Raw genomic sequence first — 15,265 nt, forward strand, 5'->3', positions numbered from 1 at the left:
AAGGATCGAGTCATGCTGTTCGTCCGGACCAAGACCATTGGCATCATCGCCGCCGTGATGCTGACCGTCGGCGCTTCGCAGGCCTTCGCGGCCAGCCTCGAAGAGATCAAGGCCAGGGGGACGATGACCGTCGCGACCGAGGACAGCTACAAGCCGTTCGAATACGTCGAGAACGGCAAGCCGATGGGCCTCGACCACGAACTCCTGGCGCTGCTACGCAAGGAAGCGCCGTTCAAGATCGACCAACAGATCATCCCCTGGACGGGGCTGCTGGCCGGCGTCGCCACGGGCAAGTACGACGTGGCCCTGACCGCCGCCGTGATCACGCCCGAGCGCGTGCAAAGCCTCGCCTTCACCATGCCGATCGCGGACGCCACGCAGTACTACGTCGTCCGTGCTGACGAGTCCCGGATCAAGGGCGTCGCCGATCTGGCCGGCAAGTCGGTGGGCGTTCAATCCGGCGGCGCCTCTTATGCCGCCCTGGCCGATCTCGAACCCACCCTCGCCAAGACCGGGGGCAAGCTCGGCAAGGTGGTGCAGTACACCTCCCTGCCGGAAGCCTACCAAGATCTCGCCAACGGCCGGCTCGACTACGTGATCAACGGCGTCGTGAATCTCGTCAGCCTGACGAAGGATCAGCCCAAGCGCTTCAGGATGGGCGAGGCGGTCGGTGCGCCGACCTATGCGGCCTGGGCCGTGGCCAAGGGCAACGACGGCCTTCTCGCCTATCTCGACACGTTCATGGCGAAAGTGCGGGCGAGCGGCGAACTCTACGCCCTTCAAGAGAAGTGGCTGGGCCGCGCCTTCAAGGACATGCCGGCGACGGCGACCAAGTAGCGGGCTCCCGGGCGGCGAGCACCTCAAGCGCGGGGAGAGGCCGCCATGACATGGCCAGCGATCCGGACGATCCTCGACGGCGCGGTGGTCACCGCCGCGCTGGCGGCCGTCAGCATCCTGCTCAGCCTGCCCCTGGGCCTGCTCCTCGCCCTCCTGCGCTGGCGCCGAGTGCCGGTGCTCGCGGGGGCGCTCGCGGCCTTCGTCAGCCTCGTCCGCGCGACGCCCTTCGTAACGCTCGTCCTTTTCGTCTTCTTCATCCTGCCGTCGGCCGGCATCCAGTTGGACCCGGTGCCGGCCGCCATCCTGGCCCTGACGATGAACACGGCCGCCTTCAGTAGTGAGATCTGGCGCGCGGCCCTCCAGACCTTTCCGCGTGACCAGCGCGAGGCCGCCACAGTGTTCGGACTGTCGGAGCGGCAGATCTTCACGCGAATCATCTTCCCGCAGATCTGGCGGACCAATCTCGGGCCTCTCGTCAGCGAGGTCACCATCCTGCTCAAGTGCACCCCGGCGGTGGCGGTCATCGGCGTCGTGGAGATCACCCGCGCCGCCGGCCGGGTCGGTGCCGAGACCTACGAACCGCTGCCCCCGTTCCTGGTGGCGACCCTGATCTACACGGCGCTGATCGCCACGCTCGTACGGGGCCAGCGCGTCGTGGAGCGCAGGATCGCCCGGCGTTACGGGGGGGAGCGCTGATGAGCGGGCTGCTGGCCGTCTGGCAGAGCCGGGACGTCTTCCTGTGGGGGGCCGCCAACACCCTGTCGCTGGTGCTGGGGTGCCTGTTGCTTAGCATCCCCCTCGGCATCCTCGTCGCCATCTTCCTCACCGAGGCCCCCGGACCGCTGCGCCGGTCGCTCGCGGAACTCGTCGATCTCCTGCGCTGCGTGCCGTTCCTGCTGCTGGCCTATCTGGTCTATTACGGCCTGCCCGAGCTCGGCCTCAGGCTCGATCCGTGGTGGGCAGGACTAGCCTCGCTGACGCTCTACACCACGGCCTATCTCGCCGAGATCTTCCGGGCCGCGTTCCTCGCCGTCGCCAGGGATTCCATCGAGGCCGCCCACGCCTTCGGTCTGTCCCGCAACCTGCTCTACCGGCGCATCATCCTGCCCCAGGTCGCCATCACAGCCGCACCGTTGATCGGAAACCAGGTCATCACGACCATCCGGGACAGTGCCCTCCTCATGATCATCACGGTGCAGGAACTGACCTTCGCAGCGAATTTCGTCAGCGCGAACACCTTCACCCCGTTCGCGCCGTTCGCCGCGGCGGTCGGCCTCTACCTCCTTATGTCCTTCGTGGTCGAGGACGGCGTGCGACGGATGGAAAGAGTGAGGAAGGTGCGCTTTGGCTGAGATCGACGCTGCCATCTCCGTGCAGGGCGTGTGCAAGGATTTCGACGGGTTCGAGGTTCTTCGCGATATCGACCTTAAGATCGCTCCCGGCACGACGACCTGCATCCTCGGGCCGAGCGGCTCGGGCAAATCGACCCTCCTGCGCTGCCTCAACTGGCTGGAGGAGCCGAGCAAAGGCTCGGTGCTCATCCACGGCAAGCCGATCGGCCGGACCGGAACGGCGGCTACCGCGCGCCCCATGGCCCGGCGCGAACTCGCTACCGCGCGAACCAGCATCGCCATGGTCTTCCAGCACTTCGCGCTCTGGCCCCATCTGACGGTGCTCGGCAACGTCGTCGAGGCCCCGGTCCATGTCCTGCGCCGCCCGAGGCGGGAGGCCGAGGCGGAAGGCCGCGCGATCTTGGCGCGCGTCGGCCTCGCGGAGAAGGCCGACGCTTACCCGCATACGCTGTCCGGCGGTCAGAAGCAGCGCGTCGCGATCAGCCGAGCCCTTGCCATGAGGCCGAAGGTCATCCTGTTCGACGAGCCGACCAGTGCCCTCGATCCCGAGATGGTCGGGGAGGTGCTCAGCGTCATCCACGAACTCGCGAAGGAGGGGCTGACCATGGTGATCGTGACCCACGAAATGCGCTTCGCGCGCGATGTGGCGGACACGATCGTCTTCATGGAAAGCGGCTGCATCCGGGAAATCGCGCCACCGGGCATATTCTTCACCGAACCTCGGACGGATCGAGCCAAACGCTTCCTGACCCGACCCTAACCGGCGATCCTGCAACTCGTCCTGCCGTTCCCGCAAATTGAGGCTGACGTCCGCTTTCGAATACTCGACGGAACAGACGGGACGACCCCCTCGGGTCGCAGATCATCCCGGTGCGCCTTGGTTCCGTAGCGTGCTCCAAACAGAACCGCGGCTGCAACGGTCCATGCGCCTCTCCGGTGCGAATTGATGCCTGCCTCAGCTGCTGATTGAGGGCCGCCCGACTGGGATGGGACATCCTGGCTCCCCTCCATCGAGTCGAGCCTTTCTTGACTATCCCCGCCGTTCCTCCCGCAGCCGTCAGCTTGCTGCGTCAGACCCGATCAGAGGTCCCAGGGCGGCCGCGGCTGCCATGTCGCGACAAGCAGGTCCACGAACGCCGTGACCTTGGGCGGCAGGAGCCGACGGACCGGGTACACGACCGACAGCGGCTCGCCTTCAGACGCGTGGCCCGCGAGGATCGGCACGAGCCTGCCATCCCTCAGTTCGTCGGAGATGAGGAACGTGGCCAACTGCCCGATCCCGAGGCCGGCGACGACCAGGTCGCGCAGCCCCTCCGCGTTGTTGGAAGTCAGCGGGCCCCCAACCGCGACCGTCCGCCGGGCGCCGTGGTCGCGGAACCGCCATTCGACCGGGCGGCCGCCATGAGAGAACGTCAGGCAATCGTGATCCAGCAGGTCCTCGATGGTCACCGGCGTGCCCCGGCGGGCGAGGTAGTCCGGCGCGGCACAGGTCACGAGCGTGTGGGCCGCCACCTTCCTGGTCACGAGATTGCTGTCGACCCTGCCGCCGACGCGGACCGCGACGTCGATTCCCTCGTCGACGAGGTCGACGTAACGGTCGCTGAAGCTGACGTTCAACCTTACTACCGGCCAGAGGCGCATGTACCGCTGGAGGACGGGCAGCACCTGCAGGCGCCCAAGCGAGACCGGCAGTTCAATCCTCAAGCGTCCACTCGGCGCGATACCCCGTGCCGTCACCACCGCCTCGGCGGCTTCCAACGCTTCCAGGATCTCCGCGCATTGCCCGTGGAAGTTTGCGCCCTCGTCGGTAAGCGTCACGCTGCGGGTCGTGCGGTGCAGCAGGCGGGCGCCGAGGCGTGCCTCCAGGCGCGTGATCCGCTTGCCAACCGTGGACCGAGAAAGACCGAGCCGCTCGGCCGCCACCGTGAAGCTCCGCGCGTCCGCCGCGTGCACGAATGCGACGATGTCCTCGATGCGCTCAGGCGACATGGGGGGCTGCCATGCAACGCGGTCCCGATTTCGGCGTGGGGCTCGCCGGTACGATACCGCACCGGTGCCCCGGTTTCGGTCATCAGCGGTCGAGAAGTGTGCCGGTTTGGAGCAGGTGGCGGACATCGGCGGCGACTTGGTTGCGCGCGCCGAGCCTCTCGATGAGCTGCGCCGGACGGCTGCCCCGCAGGCCGGCGAGCGTCAGTTCCTTGTCGCGGACATACGTGTAGACCCCGCTGACCGCAAACGGAGACGCATAGGCGACATCGGCCGCCAGATTCTTGGTCGCCTGTCGGAAGGCGTCGGACGCGTAGAAAAGACTCCTGTCCAGGGGCGAGGCAAAGGCGAGGTCGAGGATCGCGATCAGGCGACGTTCGGCCGGGACCTCGTGCCCGACATTGGGCGCCGGGGGAGCCGGGTGGGCGTTGTCGTAAGGCTCCGGCAGATGGAGGCGAACCCGCAGCACCGCCTCCTCGGCGGCGAACGCGCGGGCGAGACGACCGATGCGGTCGCCGAACACCGCCGCATCGTCATGGGCGGCACCGAGATGCAGGTGAATGCGGTCGAGCCCGTCATCGGCATTCGGGGAGGGTTCCGCGACCCGGTCGACCAATGTCGTCGACCCCTTCGGGAGCGCGTAGGCGACGGTCGCCGCGAACATGTTCTGCTCGTCCGCAAACAGGATCGGGCAAGCCTCATTGAATGCCGCCTGGTCCTCCGCGGAGTGGAAGCCGATCTCGACGCCGCCATCCAACTCGTAAGCCGGGAACGGCTTGATGCCCTCCATCTGCGGCCAGAGGCGCGCGTCCTGCTCGCGGGAGAGGTGGTTCTGCACGTACCAGCCGAGTCCGGGGATGCGCGAGCACAGCGGGCCGTGCACGTCCCGCCAGTAGATGGCGAACAGCTCGTGCGGCACCTTCGGATGGCGGAGCACCGTGGTGTAGGAGTTGATCGAGATGGGCTTGTCGCGGCCGGAATAATCGACGGATGTTGCGAGCTTGGGCATGATCGTATCCTTGGATGGGGCGGAGCGCGGGACTACCGAAGCGGATCAGGCGGCGCGGTAGGACGGGTAGTCGACGTATCCCTCGGCACCGCCGCCGTAGAACTTCGCCTTGTCCGGGACCGCGAGCGGGAAGCCTTCCCGCAGACGTGCGACCAGGTCCGGATTGGCGATGAATGCCTGCCCGAAGGCGGCGAGGTCGATGGTCCCCTCGCTGATGAGCGCGTTCGCCCGGTCGAGGGTCATGCCCCCGGCAAGGATGATCGCGCCGGTCGGGAAGGCCTTGCGGAGTTTATCCCAGAAGGGGGGCTGAGCCGGAATCTCATCCACCGCCATCTCGCCGGTGTCGAAGCCCGACTGGTCCATGACGTGGATGTAGGCGATGCCGCGCCGGTCGAGCTCCGCCGCCAGCGTGAGGTAGGTCACCTCGGTTCCGTCGTAGGCGGGCATGTCGAACAGCCGGCCATAGGGCGAGATCCGGATGCCGACCTTGGAGGCTCCGATGCGTGCGGCAATGGCGTCGACCACGTCGAGCGTGAAGGCGATGCGGCCCGCGACCGTTGCCCCAGTGTAGCGGTCGGTGCGGTCGTTCACGTACGGGTTGAGAAATTGCTCGTGCAGGTAGCCGTTGGCGCCGTGGATCTCGACGCCGTCGAACCCGGCCGCGACGGCGTTCGAGGCGGCCGTCGCGAAGTTTTCTACCACCCGGCGGACCTCGTCCGTCGACAGGGCGCGCGGCGTGGACGTCTTTACGAAGGCCGGCTTGCCGGCATCGTCGTAGGCGTAGGCCTTGGCGCCCGCCGCCGTCCTGGCCGAGGCGCTGACCGGCAGACCCTGGTCCTTCTGAAGTGACGTGTGCGATACGCGTCCCACGTGCCAGAGCTGAGCGAACATGTGGCCGCCGGCGCCGCGGACCGAGTCGGTAACAGTCTTCCACCCGGCGACCTGCGGGGCTGAGAAGATGCCGGGGTTAAACAGGTAGCCCCGTCCCTCCTCGCTGATGGTCGTGCCCTCGGACACGATCAGCCCTGCGGTCGCCCGCTGCATGTAGTAGAGCGCGGTCATCGTGTCGGCGGCGTCGTTCGCTGCCCTGGACCGGGTCAGCGGCGCCATCACGATCCGATTCGCCAGCTCGAGCCCTGCAAGGGAAAACGAAGTGAACAATGGGGACACGAGGTTCCTTTCGGACTGGGCTGCCGGTTCGTGCCTTCCGGCGGCACGTTACTTCTGAAGGATAAGGGCAGCCGGCGTCCGAGGAAGCCGGATCGGATCGGATCTAAGGGGACACCACGTCCCCAATCGCTGCGTCCGCGGGGGAGAGGGGTCGGTAGGCCGTACAGGCCCAGCAAGGTCTTGTGATGCCGCCCCCTACCTCCGCCATGCATCCCGGTGGTCGCAGGACGGGTCGTGATCTCATCCTCAACCGAATCGAGCGCCCCCCCTCGAAGGGCATCCAGGCGGAAGGCATACGGTCCCTAGCTACCGGCTCGGGAGACTGCGCCAGCCATTCGGGAATGGCGCGCGGCCGACGACACCACCAGGACGGCGAGCTCGACGGCGGCATCCTCGGCCAGACCCCAACCCTAGAGCGGACGGACAGGTCTCGACCCGATTGCGCCGTCGCAGGGGGGTTCCATAAGACCCACAAGCGGACGTCCGATCGGTTCATGTGTTCGATCCAGCGGTTCGAGCATCATCCTGTGAGGAATGGCGCAGTATCTGTGTGCTCCTAAGAGGCGCCCCGACGCCAGTGAGGTTGCGGCGCAACCGGACGACGACGGATGCTTGAAGCGATCTCACGGGTCCGCGTTCCACCGCGTTCCCGGCCGGGCAAGAGGCAACTGGAACAGGTTGGGCGACTTGATAGGCCGGGCGCGATGGCGCTCACTAGGAGTGACGCCAGCCATGCCCGGAACCGAAATCCGCCTTGCCCTCGAAGCGATCCCGATGGGGGGCATGAAGGAGGGATCGGCCGGGGATGAGAAGGTGCTGTTCGTGCGCGACGCCTCCGGTGTGCGGGCGTTTCAGGCCAAGTGCCCGCATCTCGGGGCGCCGCTCGCCAAGGGCGAGATCTGCGGCGGACGCCTCTACTGCCCCTGGCACAAGGCCGCTTTCACGCTGGCCGACGGAAGCCTTGAGGAGCCGCCGGCCCTCGATTCCCTGACGCGCTACCTTGTCCGCATCGAGGGGTCAGAAGTCGTCGCGACCCTCACGCCGGCGCCGGCGCCGGCAAAGACGGCGAGCGCGGCCGTGGCGAGCGTGCTCATCGTCGGCTCGGGCGCGGCGGCCGTCGCGTGCGTGAAGACCCTGCGCCGCGAAGGCTATGACGGGCCGATCACCATGGTCGGCCGCGAGGCGCACCCGCCCTACGACCGGACGAAGCTCTCCAAGCAGTTCCTCGCCAAGCCGACCCCGCCGGAAAAGGTGCTGATCGAGCCCGATTTCGACCAGATCAACAAGGTCGAGCGTATCACCGGGGAGGTCGTCAAGGTCGATCCCTCCCGACGCGACATCACCTTGGGAGACGGCCGGACCTTCGAGGCCGACGCGATCCTCGTTGCCACCGGAAGTCGGGCGGTGCTGCCCGACTTCCCCGGCAAGGACCTCGGCGGGGTCTTCATTTTGCGCAGTCTCGACGACGCGATCCGCATCAGCGAGGCGGCGCGCGCGGGTGGGTCGGTCGTCCTGGTGGGCGCCGGCTTCATCGGCATGGAGGCCGCTGCGTTCCTCAACAAGCGCGGGCTGTCCGTAACGGTGCTGGCGCGCGAGGAGGTGCCCTTCGCCAAGCGCTTCGGCGAGGCGGTGGGCGCAGCGCTGAAGCAGTACCATGCCGACAACGGCGTCACGTTCGAGACCGGCTCCGTCGTTAGGATCACTGGCATCAGTCGTGTCGAAGCTGTCGAGACGAAGGACGGACGGCGCCTCCCGGCCGACATCGTTCTCGTCGGCGCAGGTGCAGATCCGGAAAGCAGCCTGATCGCGGGCGTCGAGCCCGGCGAGGGCGGCGGTCTCGAGGTCGGTGGGGACCTCAAGCTCGCGGACGGCGTCTGGATCGCAGGCGATATCGCCGCTTTCCCGGAGAGGGCGAGCGGCGAGACCGCACGGATCGAGCATTGGCGTCTCGCGCAGCAGCACGGCACCCATGTGGCCCATGCCATCCTCGGCCGAAGCGGCGTGTTCGCAGGTGCTCCATTCTTCTGGAGCAACCAGGGCGACAAGCGGCTCGATTACGGTGGATACGCCAAAGGTTTCGACCGGATCATCGTTCAGGGCGACCCCGCCGCCCTCGACTTCATCGCCTATTACGTCACCGGCGACAGAGTGACCGCCGCCTGCAGCATCGGCCGCAACAGTGCCTTCACCGCCTTCCTGCACTTGCTCGGCCTCGGAAGTCTTCCCTCGGCGGCCGAGATCGAGGCCGGGGCGGACCTGCCCACCCTTGCGCGCGAGGCTGCCTAGCGGCTGTCCGGCAACCGATCGAGAACCGCGGCAAGGTCAGGCGCTAGGTTCAGGGATCAAGCCGCCAAGTCGGCGTGGCGCCGGCCCTCCGTCCTTTCGTGCCGCGCGGACCGCCGCGCCCCCAGGGCATCGGCGGTCGGATGCCGTCCGGCGTTCACGACCGATCGGAATGGGCGAATAGCCGACATGCGTCGCATTCCGCGCTCACGTCCGGTTACTCGGGTTTGCGTTCCAAGAGTAGATTTGCGGAAACCTACCCGACTCGGACGTTCCGCTCTCGGCCCTTCCGGACCCTGGGGAGGTGCGCTTCTCGGTAGCTTGGTGGAGGATGACCTACGTCCAGGTCGAATGGATTGGGGGTTGATCCGCTTCGGGGAACTCAAGCTATGAAGCGGACCTTCGTTCGGGCAACGACTTTCGGCAGGCAGACTTCGGCGAGGTTTGGCCGGGCGGTCAGACCAGCCGTGCGCCGCCGTCGATGTGGAGGGTCTCGCCGTTCATGAAGCCGTTGCTCATGAGGAAGACGACCGCTGCACCAGCCTCCTCCGCCGTGCCGAGACGACGCTGGGGGAGCTTCTCGGTGAGGGCGGCGACGTAGGCGTCGCGATGCGTGCCCAGCGTACGGGAGAGAAGCGGCGTGTCCGTGGTGCCGGGTGAGAGCGTATTCACGCGTATCGGCGCGAGTTCCAGCGCCAGACCCCGGGCAAAAGCCTCCATCGCGGCCGAAGCGGCGGCGAGCACTGCCGTTCCCTGGGCGCTCGGGCGATCCGCCAGCGCTCCCGAGATGAAGGTCACGGAGCCATCGGAAGCGAGGCGTTCACCGAGCGTCCGTAGGGTATGGACGGCCGCCCAGATCCGCTCGTCGAAGGCGCGCTTCAGGTACTCGACCTCGGCATCCAGGACCTTGCCGGCGACGAAGGTGCCGGCGAGGAGGACGAGGTGGTCCACGTGCGGGATGTCCGCGAGGGCCTGTGCGATGGTCTCGGGCTTGGTCACGTCGGCCGCACGCCAGCCATTGAAGCCGTTCTCCGTCGCGACTCTCTCCGCGCCCTCAGGGTTGAACCCGACGACGATGACCTTGGCGCCCGCGGCCTTGGCCTGGATCGCGGAGGCCAAACCGATGCCGGAGGTGCCACCGAAGATGACGACGGTGCGATCTTGAAGGGTGGAAGCCGCAAGCGAGCTGATGTCGTTCATGGTCCTGATCCTCGTGCTCGGGGCGTCGGTCGCCGGGGACCAAACCCTAGATCTTCGCTTTGGGCTTGATAATTCTGCCGCATGGCGGTTCAGTTACGCCATGACGGCACAAATTGGGCTCGACCGGCTCACCGGCCTCATCGCATTCGCTCGTGCCGGCTCGCTGGGGAGCTATACCGCGGCAGCGCGCGCGCTCTCGATCTCGCCTTCTGCGGTGAGCAAAAGCGTCCAGCGCCTAGAGCAGCATCTTGGTCTGCGCCTCTTCCACCGAACCACCCGGTCGCTCACGCTCACTTCGGAAGGACGCGACCTGCACGAGCGAGCGCTTCGCCTGCTACGCGATGCCGAGGAGATCGAGCAGATGGCGGTGGCGGCCCGCTCGGAACCGGCGGGGACCCTGAAGGTCACGGCGCCGTTGCCGGTAGGGCTGCACCTGATTGCTCCGGCACTGCCCCGTTTCCGTCAGCGCTACCCGAAGCTGATGGTGGACCTGCGCCTCGGCGATGGCTTTGCCGACCTGATCGCGGACGGCATCGACGTTGCCATCCGCGTCGGGGATCTCGGAGACAGCCGACTGATCGCTCGAACGCTGGCGCCACACCGTGTCTGCGCATTCGCATCCCCGGCCTATCTGGTCCGGCGCGGAACCCCACGGCATCCGGACGAACTCGTGGACCACGACTGCGTGAACTTTCGCTTCCAGAGCACTGGCCAAGCGCTACGCTGGCCTTTTCGAGCCGGGGATCGCATCCTGGAGATCGTACCCAACGCCGGCATCGTCACCGACAACAGCGACGCCGTTGCATCCGCTCTCGTCGCGGGTGGCGGCATCGGCATCTCGCCGACCTATCTGGCGGCTCCCTTCGTCGAACGCGGCGAACTCATCCCGATCCTGCATGAGTATTCCGTGGACCGCCACGCAATGATCGCCCTGTGGCCGGAGAGCCGCCGGGGCAATCCAAACGTGAAGGCGTTCCTGACCTTGCTCGGCGAAATCTTTCGAACCCCGGCGCCCTGGGACGTGACAGTGGCAGCTCATGTGGGCCGCATGTCCCAGGATCGTGTTGGTAAGCCCGTCTAAGCTCGATGGCGACCGAGCTTGAAGGCTGACGGCAAGGCCATCGCGCTCGATAGCGATCCACTTGCGGGGAGCCTTCGCCGGACACGAAGCGACCGGCTCGAGTCGCTGACGGAACGTCTTCTTCCGGAAGCAAGATCAAGGTTCGGTTGCCTCTTCATGAAGCATTACGGGGTGATGGTCCTGGGGCCGACCATCGCGGAAGCCTGGGACGACCTCTACGATCTCGAGCGGGCTGCCGAGGTGCAGACCCTGGCGCTCTCGACCGGGCGCCAGGTCATTCCCGTGGATCCCGCGATCGCCGAAGCCACGGCCCGCCAGATGCGCGCCGGCGATCCCGAATCCGCCCGCCTGCCCCTGTCCGCGATCCGGAGAATCCTGGATCGCGAGGAGCCGGCATACCGGGACTGACGCGGCGGAAGGAACGAAGGCACGGCCGGCGGCGGATCCATCCGTCCCAAGTGCCGGGGCAGCCCGATGAGAGTTGCGCTGTCCGACAGAGGCGCCGACACGGTCCGCTGGCTCGAAGCACGGGAGGCCGCGATGCTGGCCCTGCTCGCGGTTCTCGTGAACATCGATTCCAATTCCTACGAGGAGGCCGGCGTCGATGCCGTCGCTGCCCGGATCGGTGGGTTATCGCCGAGCATGGTGTGTCCGTCGCCACGATCCCGATCGCAGGATACGGCGATGCGCTGAAGGCCCACGTGGCCGGGCGCGGAGCCGCCAATCGGCCGGCGGTGCTGATGGGGCACCGCGACACGGTGTTCTCGACCGGCGAGGCCACGCGGCGGCCGTTCCGGGTCTCGGATGGTCGCGCCTACGGCCCGGGCGTCGCCGACATGAAGGCCTGGCTCGTGATGAACGCCTTCCGCCTCGCCGCCTTCCAACGGGTGGGCGGGGCACCGTCTCCGCTCGTCGGCCTGTTCACCAGCGACGAGGAGACCGCGTCGCCGGCCTGCCGCCCGATCATCGAGGAGACGACGCGCGGCGCGCGCGGTGCTGAATTCGGAGCCGGGGCGCCCGTCGGGCGATGTGGTGACGGGCCGCAAGGGCGGCGTGTTCATGGCGTCGACGGTGCATGGCAAGGCTGTCCATTCCGGCGCCGACCCCGCGGGCGGGACCAGCGCCATCGGCGAACTCGCCCACAAGACGATCGCGCTGCATGCGATCACCGACCTCGAACGCGGCACCACCGTGAACGTCGGACTCGTCTCGGGCGGCCAGTCGGTCAACACGGTCGCGCCGCTCGCCACCTGCGAGATCGACCTGCGCTACGTCCGCCCGGAGGATCGCGAAGCAGCCATGGCACGCATCGCGGCGATCGTAACCGAGGCCACGCTTCCCGGCATTTCGGCCGCTTTGACGATCCGGGGGGGGCCTGCCGCTGCTGCAGGATGCGGCCTCGCGCGCCCTGTTCGAGGCTTATGCCGGAGCGAGCGCGCTACGGTGCGACGGTCTCGCGCGCGTTCACGGGCGGCTGCGCGGATTCCGGATTCACCGCCAGCGTCGGCTGCCCGACTCTCTGTGCGGTCGGCCCCGTCGGCGGCCGGGCCCATTCTCCGGCGCGCTAAGGCCGACCTCGCCCGGATCTACGGCGAGTTCCCGCGTCTCGCCGCGCGCCGGGCGCAGGCGGCCGGAACCCTTTCGGGGGGCGAGCAGCAGATGCTGGCGATCGGCCGGGCGCTGATGGCGCGGCCCAAGCTCGTCCTGTTCGACGAGCCGTCCCTGGGGCTCGCCCCCAACATCGTCGAGCGGATGTTTTCGGTGATCCGCGCGATCTGCGATGCCGGTACGACTGTCCTGCTCGTCGAGCAGAACGCCTTCGCGGCCTTGGAACTCTGCGACTACGCCTACTTGTTGGAGACCGGCCGCATCGTGCTCGCGGGCAAGGGCGCCGACCTGATCGCCGATCCGCACGTTCGCGACGCCTACCTCGGTGGCTGACCCGGAGCGGCCCGTGCGGTTGCACCTCGGTCCTCTCGACATCCTCAACGGGCCGGCGCCGACGCCGATTCTCGTGCGGGGGCAACACCTGATCCTCATGCGGGACGGCGAAAGGCTCGTCGCGGCGGAGCGGGCTTGCCCTCACGAAGGCGCCGACCTGTCGCTCGGGCGCTGCGCGGCGGGCCGGATCCATTGTCCGAGGCACTTGGCCTCCTTCGACCTCAGGTCGGGAAAGGTCTCTCCGGGCTGGTCTTTCCGTGCGCTTCGCCTCTATCGCGTAGATCAGTCACTTGATGGATTCTGGATAACTATCGATCCGACCTGAAGCATGGAATGAACGACGCGAATCCATCGAAATGGAAACGCGCCGGACGGTCAGGGCATCCTCGGCCTTCAATCGCGCAGGCGTTCCGCGAGATGCCGTCGTTGCGCCCGATGCTTTCGACACGCCCGCCGACGCCCAGGCTTGGAATGAAGCATCCTTCACGGCGGCGGGCCCGCGAGCGATCCGGCGTCATGATGGAGACGTGGGTCGCGACTGCCTCGTGGGGGCCGATCAATGTCGATATGCCGAGCCGTCGTCCGATGCCGGCGTGAACGACGCTTAAGCCGTTCGGTCCCACGGCGCCGTCAATGGCGGCAGCCCCCTCCCAGCACTCATCCGATCCGTTTCCGGGCCTATATGAACTGGCATGAAGGCCCTTCATCCCTGGGCGACATCGAACCAAGCGTTAGGAGAGAGCCATGCGTGCCGTCACCTACACCGAAGGTTCACCAATCGAGGCGCCGGGCGCGCTTGTGGACACGACCTTCGCCGATCCCGTCCCCACCGGCCGCGACCTGCTCGTGCGCGTCCACGCCGTCTCCGTGAACCCGATCGACACCAAGGTGCGGCAGGGGGTCTATCAGCAGGCCTGCACGCCGAAGATTCTCGGCTGGGATGCGGCCGGAATCGTCACGGCCGTCGGTCCCGAGGCGCGCCTGTTCAAGCCCGGCGACGCGGTGTTCTATGCCGGTGCCCTCGATAGACCTGGCAGCAACGCTACCCTGCAATGCGTGGACGAGCGCCTGGTCGGGCGGAAGCCCGACACCCTGGGCTTCTCGGCCGCCGCCGCATTGCCGCTCACAGCGCTGACCGCCTGGGAGATGCTGTTCGACCGTCTCGACGTCTCCAAGCCAGTGCCCGGCGCCGCGACTGCGCTCCTGATCATAGGCGGCGCGGGTGGCGTTGGGTCGATCGCGATTCAGCTCGCCCGGCAGCTTACCGAACTGACGGTGATCGCTACCGCGTCGCGCCCCGAGACCGCACAATGGTGCCGGGATCTCGGCGCCCACCACATCGTCGACCATTCCAAGCCGCTCGCCGCCGAGGTAGCGGCCCTGGGTCTGGTCAGCGTACCGGGCTTCGTGTTTGCGACGACAGGGACCGATGCGCATCTGCCTCAGATCATTCAACTGCTTGCGCCGCAGGGGCGGCTCGGCCTGATCGACGATCCTGCAACCCTCGACGTGATGCCGCTCAAGCCAAAGAGCCTGTCGCTTCACTGGGAGCTGATGTTCACCCGCTCGCTGTTCGGAACCGCAGACATGGAGCGGCAGCACGAGATCCTCACCGAGGTCTCCCGCCTGATCGACGCGGGAAAACTCCACAGCACGCTCAATGAGTCGTTCGGACCTCTCAATGCCACCAACCTCGCGCGGGCTCATGCACTGATCGAGAGCGGTCGCGCGAAGGGCAAAGTCGTTCTGGAAGGCTTCGACGATTAAGCTGGCCTGCCCCTGAAAAGTGGTCCTTCCTGAACGATGTAGGGATGTCATCATGGGTCGGAAGCAGCATACGGCTGGAGAAATCGTCGCGAAGTTGCGTCAGGTGGATGTCCTGGGGTTGCAAGGCCGCAAGGTTGCCGAAGCAATCCGGTCGATCGAGATAACGGAGGTCACGTACTGTCGACGCGCCGGTCGCTGGCGATCTCGGCGCTGTCGCTGGCCAACAGCGCCAACCAGGGCATCCTCCAGCTCCTGCGCTGAGCCGAGTCGGGCCAGCGCGGCCGTACCGCCGCGCTGGCTGCCACGTGGGAAGGCGCCCGAAGCGGTCGGGGGGCGCAACACACGCCGGTGCGCCGATAGTGTTGAATTCGTCGGTCAGGAGGTCGCCATCACCGTCAAGGCGCCACGCGAAGTCCCGGACGCCTAACCACCGCCTAGCCACGGGCTCCCGCGAACCCGGCCGGAGGTCCGCGTGATGTCCCGGTTGGCGCAGCAGAGCACCAGCATGTCCGAGTGTTTTCATCGGAAGCCGAGGCAAGCCGGGTATGTCAGCCGGGCCGAGTCGGAACTAGAAGACCGTTCGGGGTGGGAAACGGCCTGGCTGCTTACAGCCGCGTCCGGTCCTCAAGCAGGCATTGA

General features: G+C 67.1%; 15 protein-coding genes and 2 pseudogenes. 13 read left to right on the top strand and 4 right to left on the bottom strand.

Going from position 1 to position 15,265, the window contains the following annotated elements; genetic code table 11:
• Positions 1-12 precede the first annotated feature (12 nt).
• From MKK70_RS04580 to MKK70_RS04595, 4 genes are read left to right on the top strand one after another with little or no spacing between them, the layout of a single operon-like run.
• Complete coding sequence (locus MKK70_RS04580; RefSeq protein ID WP_243946056.1) at positions 13-837, top strand: transporter substrate-binding domain-containing protein; 825 nt, start codon at positions 13-15, stop codon at positions 835-837.
• Positions 838-882: 45 nt separating this feature from the next.
• Entirely contained in the window at positions 883-1,533 is a 651-nt protein-coding gene (locus MKK70_RS04585) for an amino acid ABC transporter permease (protein WP_243946058.1), read from the top strand.
• Positions 1,533-2,189, top strand: a complete 657-nt coding sequence (locus MKK70_RS04590; RefSeq protein WP_243946060.1) for an amino acid ABC transporter permease — start codon at positions 1,533-1,535, stop codon at positions 2,187-2,189. The genes MKK70_RS04585 and MKK70_RS04590 overlap by 1 nt, the downstream gene beginning before the upstream one ends.
• On the top strand, positions 2,182-2,949 hold the full coding sequence (locus MKK70_RS04595; RefSeq protein WP_279595936.1) for an amino acid ABC transporter ATP-binding protein: 768 nt from the start codon (positions 2,182-2,184) through the stop codon (positions 2,947-2,949). Before MKK70_RS04590 ends, MKK70_RS04595 begins: the two co-directional genes overlap by 8 nt.
• 320 nt (positions 2,950-3,269) lie before the next feature.
• On the opposite strand, the gene MKK70_RS04600 is transcribed toward MKK70_RS04595, so the two are convergent.
• The 3 genes from MKK70_RS04600 to MKK70_RS04610 all read right to left on the bottom strand — a co-directional run bounded on the left by MKK70_RS04600 (position 3,270) and on the right by MKK70_RS04610 (position 6,354).
• Complete coding sequence (locus MKK70_RS04600) at positions 3,270-4,178, bottom strand: LysR family transcriptional regulator (protein ID WP_243946062.1); 909 nt, start codon at positions 4,176-4,178, stop codon at positions 3,270-3,272.
• 82 nt (positions 4,179-4,260) lie between these two features.
• Positions 4,261-5,184: a hypothetical protein gene (locus MKK70_RS04605; RefSeq protein WP_243946064.1), complete on the bottom strand. Its 924-nt coding sequence runs from the start codon at positions 5,182-5,184 to the stop codon at positions 4,261-4,263.
• Positions 5,185-5,229: 45 nt separating this feature from the next.
• A complete protein-coding gene (locus MKK70_RS04610; RefSeq protein ID WP_313899073.1) occupies positions 5,230-6,354 on the bottom strand; it encodes an alkene reductase in 1,125 nt (374 codons plus the stop codon).
• Between the two features lie 534 nt (positions 6,355-6,888).
• Between MKK70_RS04610 and MKK70_RS04615 the strand changes: the two genes are divergently transcribed.
• Positions 6,889-8,640 (top strand): FAD-dependent oxidoreductase, encoded by a 1,752-nt coding sequence (locus MKK70_RS04615; RefSeq protein ID WP_243946068.1) that lies wholly within the window; start codon positions 6,889-6,891, stop codon positions 8,638-8,640.
• A gap of 453 nt (positions 8,641-9,093) precedes the next feature.
• On the opposite strand, the gene MKK70_RS04620 is transcribed toward MKK70_RS04615, so the two are convergent.
• Positions 9,094-9,837 carry an SDR family oxidoreductase gene (locus tag MKK70_RS04620; RefSeq protein WP_147727619.1) on the bottom strand — a complete coding sequence of 248 codons (744 nt, stop codon included), beginning with the start codon at positions 9,835-9,837 and terminating at the stop codon, positions 9,094-9,096.
• 100 nt (positions 9,838-9,937) lie between these two features.
• Between MKK70_RS04620 and MKK70_RS04625 the strand changes: the two genes are divergently transcribed.
• The 8 genes and pseudogenes from MKK70_RS04625 to MKK70_RS04655 all read left to right on the top strand — a co-directional run.
• Entirely contained in the window at positions 9,938-10,918 is a 981-nt protein-coding gene (locus tag MKK70_RS04625; protein WP_243946106.1) for a LysR family transcriptional regulator, read from the top strand.
• A gap of 105 nt (positions 10,919-11,023) precedes the next feature.
• Positions 11,024-11,326, top strand: coding sequence for a class II aldolase/adducin family protein (locus MKK70_RS04630; RefSeq protein WP_409568241.1), 303 nt, complete (start codon positions 11,024-11,026; stop codon positions 11,324-11,326).
• A gap of 132 nt (positions 11,327-11,458) precedes the next feature.
• Positions 11,459-11,611 (top strand): hypothetical protein, encoded by a 153-nt coding sequence (locus tag MKK70_RS04635; RefSeq protein ID WP_243946070.1) that lies wholly within the window; start codon positions 11,459-11,461, stop codon positions 11,609-11,611.
• Positions 11,612-11,658: 47 nt separating this feature from the next.
• On the top strand, positions 11,659-12,486 hold the full coding sequence (locus MKK70_RS31000; protein ID WP_409568242.1) for a M20/M25/M40 family metallo-hydrolase: 828 nt from the start codon (positions 11,659-11,661) through the stop codon (positions 12,484-12,486).
• Positions 12,464-12,859: pseudogene (locus MKK70_RS31005) on the top strand (ABC transporter ATP-binding protein); the annotation flags it as partial. The gene MKK70_RS31000 and the pseudogene MKK70_RS31005, both read left to right, overlap by 23 nt.
• Positions 12,860-12,872: 13 nt before the next feature.
• A complete protein-coding gene (locus MKK70_RS04645; RefSeq protein ID WP_313899074.1) occupies positions 12,873-13,184 on the top strand; it encodes a Rieske (2Fe-2S) protein in 312 nt (103 codons plus the stop codon).
• A 419-nt stretch (positions 13,185-13,603) separates the two neighbouring features.
• Positions 13,604-14,626, top strand: coding sequence for a zinc-binding alcohol dehydrogenase family protein (locus tag MKK70_RS04650; RefSeq protein ID WP_243946073.1), 1,023 nt, complete (start codon positions 13,604-13,606; stop codon positions 14,624-14,626).
• A 52-nt stretch (positions 14,627-14,678) separates the two neighbouring features.
• Positions 14,679-14,831, top strand: a pseudogene (locus tag MKK70_RS04655) (IS3 family transposase); the annotation flags it as partial.
• Positions 14,832-15,265: the final 434 nt, after the last annotated feature.

The sequence above is a fragment of the Methylobacterium sp. E-041 genome (assembly GCF_022829665.1).
Taxonomy (GTDB): Bacteria; Pseudomonadota; Alphaproteobacteria; order Rhizobiales; family Beijerinckiaceae; genus Methylobacterium.